Annotated in this window: 10 protein-coding genes; 6 read left to right on the forward strand and 4 right to left on the reverse strand. The window is 62.4% G+C overall.

The genetic code is table 11. The features are described 5' to 3' along the window. Positions 1-76: 76 nt before the first annotated feature. From KDH83_RS00290 to brxL, 3 genes are all read left to right on the forward strand, one after another. Entirely contained in the window at positions 77-1,195 is a 1,119-nt protein-coding gene (locus KDH83_RS00290) for a Fic/DOC family N-terminal domain-containing protein (protein WP_212312052.1), read from the forward strand. Between the two features lie 114 nt (positions 1,196-1,309). Beyond that, on the forward strand, positions 1,310-3,829 hold the full coding sequence (locus KDH83_RS00295; protein ID WP_212312054.1) for a PglZ domain-containing protein: 2,520 nt from the start codon (positions 1,310-1,312) through the stop codon (positions 3,827-3,829). A 5-nt stretch (positions 3,830-3,834) separates the two neighbouring features. After that, entirely contained in the window at positions 3,835-5,928 is a 2,094-nt protein-coding gene (gene brxL / locus KDH83_RS00300) for a BREX system Lon protease-like protein BrxL (RefSeq protein ID WP_249204714.1), read from the forward strand. 178 nt (positions 5,929-6,106) lie between these two features. Here brxL and mobH read toward each other — a convergent pair whose 3' ends face one another. Next, positions 6,107-7,948 (reverse strand): MobH family relaxase, encoded by a 1,842-nt coding sequence (gene mobH, locus KDH83_RS00305; RefSeq protein ID WP_212312058.1) that lies wholly within the window; start codon positions 7,946-7,948, stop codon positions 6,107-6,109. 308 nt (positions 7,949-8,256) lie between these two features. Between mobH and KDH83_RS00310 the strand changes: the two genes are divergently transcribed. From KDH83_RS00310 to KDH83_RS00320, 3 genes are read left to right on the forward strand one after another with little or no spacing between them, the layout of a single operon-like run. After that, positions 8,257-8,574, forward strand: coding sequence for a type II toxin-antitoxin system PrlF family antitoxin (locus KDH83_RS00310; protein ID WP_041025051.1), 318 nt, complete (start codon positions 8,257-8,259; stop codon positions 8,572-8,574). Beyond that, on the forward strand, positions 8,574-9,032 hold the full coding sequence (locus tag KDH83_RS00315; RefSeq protein WP_033981966.1) for a type II toxin-antitoxin system YhaV family toxin: 459 nt from the start codon (positions 8,574-8,576) through the stop codon (positions 9,030-9,032). Before KDH83_RS00310 ends, KDH83_RS00315 begins: the two co-directional genes overlap by 1 nt. A gap of 27 nt (positions 9,033-9,059) precedes the next feature. Continuing rightward, positions 9,060-9,425 (forward strand): DUF3742 family protein, encoded by a 366-nt coding sequence (locus KDH83_RS00320; protein WP_102886006.1) that lies wholly within the window; start codon positions 9,060-9,062, stop codon positions 9,423-9,425. Positions 9,426-9,436: 11 nt separating this feature from the next. Here KDH83_RS00320 and KDH83_RS00325 read toward each other — a convergent pair whose 3' ends face one another. The 3 genes from KDH83_RS00325 to KDH83_RS00335 are packed head-to-tail and all read right to left on the reverse strand — an operon-like array spanning position 9,437 to position 12,759. Beyond that, positions 9,437-10,957: a conjugal transfer protein TraG N-terminal domain-containing protein gene (locus KDH83_RS00325; RefSeq protein ID WP_212312060.1), complete on the reverse strand. Its 1,521-nt coding sequence runs from the start codon at positions 10,955-10,957 to the stop codon at positions 9,437-9,439. 15 nt (positions 10,958-10,972) lie between these two features. Then, positions 10,973-11,344 carry a hypothetical protein gene (locus tag KDH83_RS00330; RefSeq protein WP_212312062.1) on the reverse strand — a complete coding sequence of 124 codons (372 nt, stop codon included), beginning with the start codon at positions 11,342-11,344 and terminating at the stop codon, positions 10,973-10,975. After that, the gene (locus KDH83_RS00335) at positions 11,341-12,759 is read right to left on the reverse strand and encodes an integrating conjugative element protein (RefSeq protein ID WP_212312064.1); all 1,419 of its coding nucleotides are present in this window, start codon (positions 12,757-12,759) and stop codon (positions 11,341-11,343) included. Before KDH83_RS00335 ends, KDH83_RS00330 begins: the two co-directional genes overlap by 4 nt. Positions 12,760-12,769: the final 10 nt, after the last annotated feature.

A 12,769-nucleotide genomic window follows, 5' to 3' on the forward strand; every position in this document is an offset into this window, starting at 1 on the left:
TCCAGGAAAGCGTGCGGCGGTCGCGTTTGAAGCAGGCTGTACCGAAGAAAACGCGCAAGAAGAAGGGAGAGGCCTGATGGCGACCGTTCACTACCACCTGGGCGCGTTTCCTCCGGCCGAGCTGGAGTGGCCGCAATTGATCCCGCTGCTGGGGCCTGCCTCGGCGGCAGTGGCGCGCTACGACGGTACGCTGGCCGCTATTCCCAATGCGGCGGTGCTGCTGTCGCCGTTGACCACGCAAGAAGCCGTGCTGTCTTCGCGCATCGAAGGCACCCAGGCCACCATGGGCGAGGTGCTGGAGTTCGAGGCCGAAGGCGGTGCGCCCGAGTTGAGCGAGGCGCGGCGCAACGATATCCGCGAGGTGCTCAACTACCGCGCTGCGATGCGCATGGCGGAAAAAATGCTGGCGACGGTGCCGCTGTCGCAGCGGGTCGTGCGTGAATCGCATAAGGTGCTGCTCGACGGCGTGCGTGGCCAGGGCAAATCGCCCGGCGAGTACCGGCGCATTCCCAACTGGATTGGCCCGGCGGGTTGCACCGTAGAACAGGCGCGCTTTGTGCCGATTGGCGCGGACAAACTGCCTGATGCCATGAGCGCCTGGGAGCGCTATCTGCACATCGATGCGCCCGACCGACTGGTGCAACTGGCTATCGTGCATGCGGAGTTCGAGGCGCTGCATCCGTTTCTGGATGGTAATGGCCGCCTGGGCCGCATGCTGGTGCCGCTGTTTCTGTGGCAGAACGCGGTGATTCAACGACCGATGTTTTACCTGAGCGCCTTTCTGGAGGCGCACCGCGATGAGTATTACGAGCGCCTGCTGGCGGTGTCGCGCGATGGCGATTGGACGGGCTGGTGCCGCTTCTTTCTGCAGGCCATCAAGACCCAGGCCGAAGAGAACCAGAACAAGGCCGCTGACATTCTGGCGCTGTATGAGCGCATGAAGCGCGAGTTGGCCGACCTGACGCGCTCGCAGTACGCCATCCATGCCCTGGACTGGATCTTTGAGCGGCCGATCTTCAAGAGTTCGGACTTTGTGGCCAGCAGTGGCATTCCAGAGCCTACCGCCAAGCGCATGCTGCCTGCCCTGCGCGACGCCGGTGTGCTGCGGGCACTGGTAGAGGCCAGCGGCCGGCGGGCGGCCACGCTGTGCTTCCCGGCGCTGCTCAACATTGCCGAAGGGCGGGATGCATTTTGATGCGCACGGGTGCGATACAAGCGACTTTGTTGCGCATGAAGCGGCTATTTGTGCGCCGCAAAACAATAGAGGTGAATCCATGATCCACAAACACGAGCGCTTGGGGGCAGGCGTATGAGCATTGCCGAGTTCATTCGCGAGAGCGTGCTGCGACCGCGCCTGAAGCAAGCGGGCTGCCTGGTGGTGTACGACGCAGACCGCCGCTACCGCGAACAATGCTTCGATCTGGCGGGCGACCAGCTTCGGGTGGTGGATGCATCGATCAGCAGCATCGAAAGCCGCGAGGCGGCCCTACTGGCGCTTCGCGAAGTGGGCAAGGCTGCGCTGGAAGCGGTGTTGATCTATGTGCCCACCCAGCGCCCCGAAACCGATGAACAGAAGCAGGCTGACCCCTTCGCCTTGTACGCAGAATGCGGCGCGGTGTTCCCGCAAGACGATGGCGACGAATACCTGAGCCTGTGCCTGCGCGCCAGGCCGGATCACGCGACCGAGATACGCCAGGTGTTCGCCACGTCTCCCGCTGGGCCGACTTTTGCGGTGATCGATGCCATCGGCGGTGGCGTCAGTTGGCCCCAGTTGCGCGCCACGTTGCGGGTGGAGTCTGGCCGCGAGATTTTGGCCGCGCTGCTGGCACCCAGCGCCAACCAGACCGAAGCGCTCAAGGGGCAGGAAGGCTGGGGGCAGGAAGCGCGCGATTTTCTCCGTGCCACCTTGGGGCTGAGCGTAAAGACGCGCGGCAAGAGCTGGGGCGCGCTGGCGGATGAACTGTGGCGTTATGTGCTGTTTTCCGAGTTCGTCTTTGATCTACCTGCGGCCTTGCCGGATGCCTTGAGTGGTGTGCCGCACGCGCCGCCGGAGGCCAAGCCTATCGTCGAAGGTGTGTGCGAGCAGCTGCGCAATGATCCCAAAGCGCGAGCGGCCTATATCGACCGTGCAGAAGCCATAGAGAAGGAACTCAACCTGGTGGAACTCTGTGGTTCGCTGGAAGACCTGGGCGAGCGCGATACCTTCCCCTTCGAGGAACGAACCTTCTTGCGCACGGCCATCAAAGGCATCGTCACCGACGATACCGATGCCACGCGCCGCGTGTTGGCCCGCCACAAAGGCTCGGTCTGGCTGGGCATGGGCGAGAGCCAGGCGCAGTGGGAACTGGTGCGCTCGGGGCTGAGCCTGGTTGAAGCCTGCGACGACTTCGAGCGCCAGCTGCCTGACCACGCTCGCTCCCAGGCCGAGCTGATCGACTTCTATCTGAACAGCCTGCGCGAGGCGGATCGCCTGCAGCGCGAGTTTGAGCAGGCCGCAGGTGATTTTCTCGATCCGCACGGGCTGATGCACGAGGTCATCAGTCAGGCGCGTGCCCGCTATCGCCGTTTGGCGGAGAAGGTGCAGGGCCTCTTCGTCAAGCACATCGAGACGTCCGGCTGGCCGCCAGCCGGACGCTTGGCCAACGCCGATGTGTTTGATCGCCTAGTGGCCGACCGCCTTAAGGAGCGCGGCCGCAAGGTGGCGTATTTGATGGTGGACGCCCTGCGCTACGAATTGGGCGTGGCGCTTGAAAAGCTGCTGACTGAGGACGGCCCTGTTGAATTGCAGGTGGCCTATGCACAGTTGCCCACCATCACCTTGGTCGGCATGGCCAGCTTGTTGCCCAATGCTCGCACAGGGCTGGCCCTGGCGCTGGAGAACGATGGACTGGTGCCCAAGCTAGACGGCGAATCCGTGGGGAACGTGGTACAGCGCATGGGTGTGTTGGCCAAGCGTTATGGCGATCGCTTCGAGGAAATGCCGCTGAGCGACTTTGTTCGCGGCAAGCCGAAGATCGCCGAGACCGTCGATCTGCTGGTGCTGCGTTCTACGGAAATCGACAGCCAACTGGAAAGCAACCCCGAGACCACCTTGGGGCTGATCCCCGGCACCTTGAAGCTCATTCGCGTGGCACTGCACAAGCTGCGCGGCATGGGGTTCAAAGAGGCGGTCATCGTGACTGATCACGGTTTCTTCCTGAATGCCCAAGCGGAAGCTGGCGATGTGTGCGTGAAACCGCAGGGGAAATGGCTGAATGCCCATGACCGCATGATGCTGGGCAACGGCACGTCGGACAGTCACAGTCTGATTGTTGGCGCTGACAAGGTCGGTATTCGCGGCGACTTTGCGCAGGTGGCGCTGCCGCGCAGCATGGCGCCGTACCGCTCTGGCCATCTTTACTTTCATGGCGGGGCGTCGCTAGCGGAGGCGGTTGTTCCGGTGCTGGTCGCCCGGCTGGATGGCGGAACCCATGCTGAGCCGCGCAAGGTGTTGGTGGAGCTGAGCTACAAGAACGGCGCCAAGCGCATCACCACCTTCCTGCCCGTGATTGAGGTGACCCTGGTCTCCGATGACATGTTCACGCAAGACATGAGCGTGGAAATTCTGCTGGAAGCCCAGGACAGCAAAGGCAATGTCGTGGGTGAGCCGCGCCCCGGTGGCGAGGTGAACCCTGCGACGCGAACCCTGACCTTGATGCCGAACCAGCGTAAGCAGATTGCCTTGCGCATGGATGAGGAGTTCAGGGGCAAGTTCAAGGTGGTGGCGCTGAACCCGACGACCTTGGCCGCTTACAGCAATCTGGCGCTTGAAACCGACTACACGGAATGAGCCCTATGGACGAACTCGACCAAAAACTGAACGCCACGTTCGACGGCAAGGTGCTACGCAAGGATTTGCTGCATCGAATCAAGAAAGGCACCAACGTTCCGACCTTCGTCCTGGAGTTTTTGCTCGCCAAATATTGCGCCAGCAATGACCAGGCAGAGATGGATGCAGGCATGGAGGCCGTGCTGTCCTCCTTGCAGGAGAACTATGTTCGACCAGATGAAGCCAACGCTGCGCAGTCCAAGGTGGCCACCAAGGGCAAGCACCGCTTCATCGACAAGGTGCATGTTCGCTATGTCGAGAAGGAGAAGCGCCACTGGGCATCGCTGGAAAACTTCAACTCGCAACGCATCGCCATTGGCGAGAAGTTCTACCGGGATAACGACAGGCTGCTGGAAGGCGGCATCTGGGCCGAAGTCACCCTGGCGCACAACGACATCGATGAGGATGACTATGCATTCTCCATCGAGGACTTGCGGCCTATCCAACTGACGCGATTCGATTTTGAGCGCTATGCCGAGGGTCGCGCTGCGTTCACGCGCGACGAATGGCTGGCGGCTGTACTGCGCTCCGTCGGCTTGGAGCCCGGCAAGCTGTCGAAGCGCGTGCAGATGCATTTCATCGCCAGGCTGGCAGCGCTGGTGGAACCCAACTTCAACTACATCGAGCTGGGGCCGCGCGGCACGGGGAAATCCTATTTTTTCAGTGAGTTCTCGCCCTACGCCACCTTGATTTCAGGCGGACAGGCGACCAAGGCCACCCTGTTCTACAACAACGCGCGGCGCAAGGTGGGCCTGGTTGGGTTTTGGGATACGGTCGCCTTTGATGAAGTCGGCGGCATCAAGGTGCGCGACCCGGACACCATCCAGATCATGAAGGACTTCATGGCCAATGGGCGCTTTTCGCGCGGAGCCGAGGTGATCGCCGATGCCAGCTTGAGCTTTGTCGGCAACATCGACGTATCGGTGCAGCAGGTGGTCAACTCCAACGAGCACGACCTGTTTCAGCCCTTGCCGCCGGAACTCGATCTGGCGGTGATGGATCGCTTCGCCGCGTATATCCCAGGTTGGGAGATGCCCAAGAACAGCAGCGAGTTCCTGACCAGCAACTACGGCTTCATCACCGACTACCTGGCGGAAGCCTTCCACTACCAGTTCAAGCACACAAACCGGTATGAGGAGGTCAGCAAGCGCATTCGACTCGGGAAATCGATTGAGGGGCGCGACGAGAAAGGCATCAAGAAAACCGTCTGCGCATTCTTGAAGGTGCTGCATCCGAATGGGCCGCCAACGGACGAGGAGTTCGAGGAATACGTGGCCTACGCGACGGAGTGCCGCCGCCGCGTCAAAGAACAAATGAACAAGCGCAAGCCGGATGACGAGTTCGCGCGCATCAATCTGTCCTACTTCAAGGCCAGTGGTGAGGAAGTGGTGGTGTTCTGCCCGGAATCGAAGGATGCACCGGCCACGCAAGAGCCAGCGCGCCGTCGTTTGAATCAGGCAGGTGAGCAGCCCGTTGAGGCAGTCGAGGTGCAGCTCTCCGCACAGCCGGCGCCTGCTGCAGTCGTGGAAGCTCCGGCGACGCCGATACAGGTGGCTCCTGCGCCTACGGCGCTGACCCCACCATCGGTCGAACTCAAGGAACAGCACTTCACCATCCTCTATGGCGATACCGGCTACAGCTATGAATCCATCCTTGGCCCCTATCTGCAGGGTGCGAAGACCGTCGTCATCGAAGACCCGTACATCCGGCTGCAACACCAGATTCAGAATTTCGTGCGCTTCTGCGAGACGGTGCTAAAGGCCGATACGGTAAAGAAAATCAACTTGATCACCGGTTACGACGACAAAACACAGTTGGCCGACATCGCCGAAAAACTCGATGAGCTGAAGCAGAGCCTGCTGGAGCTGGATGTCGAACTGGAGGTGAAGCTCAATCCGAACATCCATGACCGCGAGATCCGTCTGGATAACGGCTGGGTCATCAAGATCGGGCGCGGACTGGATTTTTACCAGAAGCCTGGCGGCTGGTTCGAGGTGGGCGCGAACGATCTGAGCCTGCGAAAGTGCCTGGAGACCAAGGTCGATATTTTTCGGGTTTAGAGTTTGCCCGGATTTTTACCGAACATTCTCACGTTCCCGCGTTGCATTGAGAAGCACGCGCGCAGGCAGAAGATCGAGTCGGGACCAAGTCGGGCCTAAGTTGGGACCAAGTAGCCAGTTCGCCTCGCGGCACGGACTTCTTTGGGGAACAGCCAGCAATTCGTCCGTTTTTGATTGGTTATGTCAACTTCAAGAATGGGTTATTTGCAAGCGTATCACTGAATATCGCACGAGGCTCAATCAGCAGGTAGCCGTGCAGCTTCCTCGACTTTCTGGGGCCTGTGACTTCGCATGTCCAGATGTTCAAACCGCTGGCTTGTTTTCGATGCAATTGCAGCCGTTCGAAGCGCTTTTGCACCCACTGCCAATCCTGCAGGTTCTCCTGTTTGGCCAGTTTGCCTACCTGCGGGTGTTCCTGCGCATAGCGCTGGAATACACCCGGACTGACCAGGTAGGCGGTGTCGCTCACGGTATGCACCAGCGCTTTCGCATCGTTGATGATGAGTCGGCGCGTGGCGATGCCCTGTTTCAGCCACGCCATGAAGTGCTCGCCTGATGGCTGTGTCGCCGAGGGCATGGAGGCCGACGGCGAAGGCGCAACGACGGCCAAGGTTGCCAGGGGTTCATCGGGAAAATCAGCGGGTACTTCGTTCGCTGCGGTTTCCACGTCCTGCTGGGTGGTTGGCGAGTTTTCCATTGCCACCATCGCCAGCATGTCCTCCATGACGTCAGGGATAGCCTGGGCTTTGGATGTATGGGCCGGCGCAATGTCACGATCTTTCTCTGGCGGAGCGTTTTGACCCTCCAAGGCGGACACCTCGCCGTCAGCAGGGAGGATGGCCGCTGCCACGACATCTTCGCCTGCGGTGGGTGTGTCAATCACCACCGTCCCGGCAAATGGCGCCGGTCGCTCGCCATAATCCCAGATCAGCGCGGGCGCGAGGCGCAGCAGCGTGAACGAATGGGTCCAGCCGGTGGCGCTGGTCACGACCGCACGCCAGATCGCTTTGCCGTCCGGCGTGGACTGCAACATGCCATGTTCCTGCAATACGTTGAACACGGCGGTGTTGTTCGCAGGGATGCCGTCGATACCCTGTGACAGCAAGTGCGCCCGCAGTTTGTCCGAGACCGTTTTGCTGACCAGCCACAAGCCATCTTCGGTGAGCCAGCCATCGGAGGCCTCGGGTTGGTTCAGCTTCAGCTCCTCCTTGAGCAGGTAACGCAACCCGTCCAGGAGCTTGCGTTGCAGCGCGTGCTTGGGCGCGGCCATGGCACGTGTGGGGTCGCCACCCAGTTCCTGGGCCACCGAAGCCCGGTCGGCCTGCACCACCAATTCGCCCAGCACCCCAGCGTGCTCGTACTGCCCGGCCAGGACATAAAGCAGCGGTGCCCACAGTGATGGGTAGCTGCTGAGCCAGTCCAGGACTTCACGGTCAAGCAGTTGCCGGTAGAGCAAGCCTGTCGCGGCGCTGTGCAGGCGGTACTCGCGATCGTCACGGTAGCGGAAGCGGTATGGCTGGTGTAGCGGGCCGTGCCACGGATGCCAGGTATTGCCGTCGGCCAACTCGACGTGCAGATCGACGGCGATCTTGCCGATATCGTGCAACAGGGCCGCATAGGCAACGGCGGCGGTCCAGGCTTCGGCCTGCGCAGCCTGGTCTTCCGGGCTGGCGCCGATGGGCAGCAGATGAGACTGGCGCAGCTTCAGGCTGTAGGCAACGATTTCCAGACCGTGGTCGAGCATGCCGCCTGGGTAGGCATGGTGATGCGCTTCGGAGGCAGGGAAAGCCTGGACCAGCTCGGCATAGCGTTCCAGCGGCGCACGGTACAGCGCGGCGAACTGCTTGCGCGAGAGCGAGGTACGCTGCCAGATGTGTTCCAGCAGCTTCTGCCGGCGCGGTGTCGCCAGCAGCGATGCGGCCGACTGCGGCCGCATCAGCCCTTTCGGGAGATCGGTGGCGGGTGCTGGCGACGGAGCGGCAGCGACCGGAGGCCGTTTCCGCTGGAACAGGGAGAGCATGTGGGTGTCCTGGTGGCTGGCCAAGCGGGAGGCCTTTTCGCCTTTTCGGGTAGGGCCTTTCCCCTTGCACCCCATTCCCTTGCCCCCTTGACCTTTTTGCCTTTAGAAGCCTTTGGATATAGAGCGGTGAGCATGGGTCGTCCATCGTCAATGCGAGTATGGCGGGGCCGGGTTGATGCGGGGAGGGTGGCTGTTCCCGCTCTACGATGCGATCCATTGTTGGATGCTGGAGAGCTGCGGTGAGACCACAGATTGACGAAGTAAGGATATTTCCTTACAATGCAGACATTGCGATCAGGAGAGCCGCCATGCCTGCCATTCACGAAGTTGCCACGCTGACCTCCAAAGGTCAGATCACGCTGCCCAAATCCATCCGGCAGGCGCTGGGTGCCGATACCGGCAGCAAGCTCGCGTTCGAGCTTCGTGGCAGTGAAGTCGTCGTGACCCGCGCCGATGCCGAGCACGAGGACCCTGCCATTGCCGCGTTCCTGACCCTGCTGGCCCACGACATTGAAGCGGGCCGGAATGTGCGCGGCCTGCCCGAGGATTTGGCTCGCACCATGCTGGAGCACGCGGGCCACAAGGTGGAGCTGGGCGATGATTTCGATGAGGACGTGGAAATCTGATGCGACAGCATGGCTGGACACTGCTGTTCCACGACAACCTGATCGAGCAGATGATGAAGCTGCGTGCGGCTGTGCTGCGCGCCCAAGAGAACGACCCGGAAGGGTTCGGATCGAACGCCAACGTCAAGTTCTTCCGGGCCTTGGTTCAGTTGATACAGGACGTGGTGCCGAGTGATCCAGCACGCGACGAGTACCGTCAAGGCAATACCATGGGGCCGGTCTATCGCCACTGGCGGCGAGCCAAGCTCGGAAGGCGATACCGGCTGTTCTTCCGCTACGACTCGAAGGCCAAGATCATCGTGTACGCCTGGGTCAACGATGAGCAGACCCTGCGGTCTTCGGGGAGCAAATCAGACCCCTATGCCGTGTTCGAGAAGATGCTCGGGCGCGGGAACCCGCCGGACGACTGGAGCGCATTGGTAGAGTCAAGCAAACAGGATTGGAGCAAACTGGAATAGGCATTCCTCATGTAGCAGGAGACGACCATGACTACGACAACCCGCATCAGCACTGCAGAACGCATCGGCCGCGCCTTTGGCCGTGGATGGCGCGCTTATGCGCGGGGCGAGCGGCGCACATCGAGCTGGTTGGTATCCAAGGGAGTGCCGGTGGCCGGCACCACCGTGCTGCTGTGGGCGGTCAAGCTGGCTGTGCTGGGGCTGCTGCTATACGTTGCGTTCTGGTTCGCCCTCGTGTTGCTGGGCGTTGTGGCGGCAGGATGGGCTGCTGCTGCCAATACCTCGGATGACGACGAGTGGTCTTTCACCGATCTCACCGAATTGCGCAAGACGCCGGGCTACGATCCGAATCTGTACAACGACACGTCCCACGAGCTATACACCGACGACTGACCGGCCTTGCGCTACTTCAGCTTACCTCCGGTAAGCGCCCCTGCACCCTTACCGCCCGCTTGGCCAGCGCTCTTGCTGCCGTCTGAAAGCCCCTGGATGGCGTGCCCGGCTCGAATTCCAACCCAGGTAAGACTCGCGAGCCAGAATCCCGGCAGTACAAGGAACATCGTCCCCATGACGAAGTTCAACAGCAGATCCCCAAAGGCGTTGTTCATCCCCACGAGTGGATCGAAGTTGGCGTGTGGCCGGTTCCAGCCGAACCCCCAGCCATAAAGCGCATCCAGGATCGTCGAATCGATCCAGCGTGCGAGCTGGAACCAGAAATCGACGAAGAACAGCGCGAACTGCACGACGCTCACAGTAACGACGGTCTTCAGGTCGTAGGTGCCCACAACCAGCACCAGCGGGATGCAGATGACCAGCGCCATCTTGAGCAAGGCGAGCACCATGGGCAAGGCTTGGCGCACCACGTCCATGGCCGGAAACGCGGCAATCGCGCCGACGGCCATCCCGACGTCGCCGGTGGCCCGCGTCACGATGTTCGGCAGGGTCTTGTCGATCTGGCCGCCGTAGTCGGTATAGACGCTGCCCTGGTTCAGTTTCTGCTGCCTCGGCGAGGCGATCGTGCGGATCACCGAGTCGTCCACCTCGGCTCGGCTCAGAAAGCCGGCCCAGCCCGCCAAGCGATTCAGCAGGCTTGCGTCTACCTGCCCCAGCAGGCGTGCGCGCAGGCCATTGCTGCCATCGGCCCACCACTGCCTGCAGGACGGATAACCGCCACCGCTGGCCACTTGCGCAAGCCCCGCGTCGCGGGTGCTGTCGTAGGGCCAGTCATCGCGTGGTGTGCTGGAGCGGTAGCTGTCGTAGTAGCCGCCGGTGTCCGTGAAAAACCTCGACCCGATCCAGGTCACGTCGTGCATCTGCGCCTCATCGAGGTTTGGGCGCTGCATGAACAGCTTGGCGCGCGCCGGTCCGTAGCAGTCTCGCGAGAAATCCGCCACTTCCTGAGCCAGCACCGGGGCGTCGATGCGCGTCGCGTCGATCTCCATCCTCATTTGCCGCAGGTCTGTGCCGCATGGGATCGCTGCCACCGAGGCCCCTGTGACGGCGCGCGAGAGCGCGTGCATGAAGGCCCACCAGACCGGCACCTTCGCCGATTGGTTGTTGAGCGTGCTGAAAGACTGCGACCAGCCGGTCGCCGAGGGTTGTGGCACGCTGACCTGGCACTGCGCCGAGCGCGCGCTGTCGTAGCGGATGGTGTTGAGATCCACGTCGATAAAGGGGATGCCGGCGAACATCACCACCACGATGGCGACGAACACCCGGTTCTCGATGCGCGCAGCCGAGAGCACGCCCTTGTTGCCTTCGTCGGCACCCTCCGCACGGGCCTTCAGCCATTCCTGCACGATGATGGCAATGAAAGGCAGCGCGAAGACACCGCTTGCCACCAGCACCGCCCAGATGCCGTTATGGACAATCCACGACACCAGCGTCAGGTAGTACTCCAGGTAGTCGGTCGTAAAAAGCGTCATGACCCCGATCTCCCCTCAAGCGGCCTGCATCAACAGGCTGGCTTCCAGCGCCACAATGGCGGCGACGCCAGCGATCTCGCTGCGCAACAGTCGCCGCCGCGCCTGCCTATCCGCCCCGCGTTGGGCCTCACGCGCCAGCAGCCGGCGACGCATCCAGACCCAGCCGTAGGCGGTTGCGCCGTACAGGCACAGCCGCCACACCAGGAAGTAGCCCGCCGTGGCCGTCAGCCACAGTTCCCAGTTGGCAACGCTGCCGACGAGGTAAATGCCGACGACGTTGGCACCCACCGCAGCGGCGACGAGCACCACTGCCCACAGCAACGCCTTCGCCGCGCGCAGGCTGAGCTGCCAGCGTGGGCGCAGCCAACTGGCGCGCGGCAGGTTCATGGGTTGCCTCCCGGATTGCCCTTCTGGAGCCGGTCGAGGCGGTCGGGAATGGGATCGCCCTCGTAGATACCGCGAGAGCCAGCCGCGCGCGTGCCGTGGCGCTGGATGATGGCCATGGGCGAGTTATTCGCCAGCTCGCGGCGCAGCTCCAGTTCGGTCTTGAGGTTGCGGATCTCCTGGTCGAGCGTGTCGCTTTCGTGGTTCACGGCCTCGACCGCCAACTGGTTCGCCGCGACGTTGGGCTCCTTCTTGCCGGTCAGCAGGGTACGCTGGAGCAGCAGTGCCTTCTCCAGCACCGACGCCAGCGCAACCTCCGAGGCCAGGCGCCGCGCCAGCAAGTCTTGGTCAGGCTCGTCGCGCAGCGCCTCGATGACGCCGCGGGTGATGGGCAGCGAGGTGCTGCCGGCCGCGCGCAGGTTCCCGAAGGTGGTATTGCGCGTTCCCGAGACCAGTTCCTGCAAGGCCTCCAGCTTGGCCTCGTACTCCTCCTGGATCAGCGGCGTCAGCCCGACGCCGGGCACCGTTTCGGTCTTGGTGCAGGCATCGCAGGTGCGCTGCACCTGTTCCCCAAGAACCCGCGTGGCCCATTCGGTCGCCTGCTGCGGCGAAGTCCAGGTCTGGCAGGACAGGCTCGCGCAACTGGCGGAAGCGATGGACGACGTGTCGGTTACGCTGCGACCGTTGACCAGGTTGTAGCCCGCACGGGTGACGTCGCCGACCACGCGGATGGCCGACTGACCTGCACCGCCCGCGTTGTTGCCGCCTACCCAGGGCACGCCGTCGTTGCCACGGCGCGTCTCTGCCTGCTCAATCGCCGACACGGCATCGGTGCTCGACACCGCATCGCGCAGTGCCATGCCCTCGGCGACTTGGCTCCAGCGAAGCTGTCCGCCAGCTGTTTCGGCCATCTTCTCGGCCATGGCGCGGCACGTCAGCTTGGAACGGTCGAAATCCAGCCGTGCCTGCAGCACGCCGTTGGTCAGCAGGTTGTACAGGCCCGGATCGGCGCGCTGGATGATCAGCGCAGGCAGCGATGCCACCGCGCTGGTGGCGCTCTGGATCACGTTGCTCATGATCTGCTGAAAGCCGTTGGTGACGCCGTTGAGCTGGTTGCGCAGCGTGGTCTGGATGCTCATGTCGCCGCAGATCAGGTTGCTGTTCCAGCCCACGCTGACGCCGATCGAGCGCATGCCGGCCGCACGCCCCATGGACACTGCGCTGCCGCCGCCAATCGAATACATCACCTCGTCGCCGATCACGGAGCCGCCGGTTTGAAAGCCGGTCTGCGCCCACGCCAGGCCGCCGCCAAGAACGAGCGCGCCAGACAGCACCCCGGTCAATACCCCAGTCAATACCGTGGGACGCAGCAGGCGGCACGCCTTGGTGGAGAGGTTTGTCAGTTCAGGACGCTTCATCGCCGTACCC

Origin of the sequence: Achromobacter sp. Marseille-Q0513, assembly GCF_018195695.1 — a bacterium.
Classification (GTDB): Bacteria; Pseudomonadota; Gammaproteobacteria; order Burkholderiales; family Burkholderiaceae_B; genus Achromobacter.

What these genes read in the sequence shown, in the direction of transcription:
- KDH83_RS00290 (WP_212312052.1), top strand. Translation starts at nt 77, where the DNA reads ATGGCGACCGTTCACTACCACCTGGGCGCGTTTCCTCCGGCCGAGCTG.
- KDH83_RS00295 (WP_212312054.1), top strand. Translation starts at nt 1,310, where the DNA reads ATGAGCATTGCCGAGTTCATTCGCGAGAGCGTGCTGCGACCGCGCCTG.
- brxL (WP_249204714.1), top strand. Translation starts at nt 3,835, where the DNA reads ATGGACGAACTCGACCAAAAACTGAACGCCACGTTCGACGGCAAGGTG.
- mobH (WP_212312058.1), bottom strand. Translation starts at nt 7,948, where the DNA reads ATGCTCTCCCTGTTCCAGCGGAAACGGCCTCCGGTCGCTGCCGCTCCG.
- KDH83_RS00310 (WP_041025051.1), top strand. Translation starts at nt 8,257, where the DNA reads ATGCCTGCCATTCACGAAGTTGCCACGCTGACCTCCAAAGGTCAGATC.
- KDH83_RS00315 (WP_033981966.1), top strand. Translation starts at nt 8,574, where the DNA reads ATGCGACAGCATGGCTGGACACTGCTGTTCCACGACAACCTGATCGAG.
- KDH83_RS00320 (WP_102886006.1), top strand. Translation starts at nt 9,060, where the DNA reads ATGACTACGACAACCCGCATCAGCACTGCAGAACGCATCGGCCGCGCC.
- KDH83_RS00325 (WP_212312060.1), bottom strand. Translation starts at nt 10,957, where the DNA reads ATGACGCTTTTTACGACCGACTACCTGGAGTACTACCTGACGCTGGTG.
- KDH83_RS00330 (WP_212312062.1), bottom strand. Translation starts at nt 11,344, where the DNA reads ATGAACCTGCCGCGCGCCAGTTGGCTGCGCCCACGCTGGCAGCTCAGC.
- KDH83_RS00335 (WP_212312064.1), bottom strand. Translation starts at nt 12,759, where the DNA reads ATGAAGCGTCCTGAACTGACAAACCTCTCCACCAAGGCGTGCCGCCTG.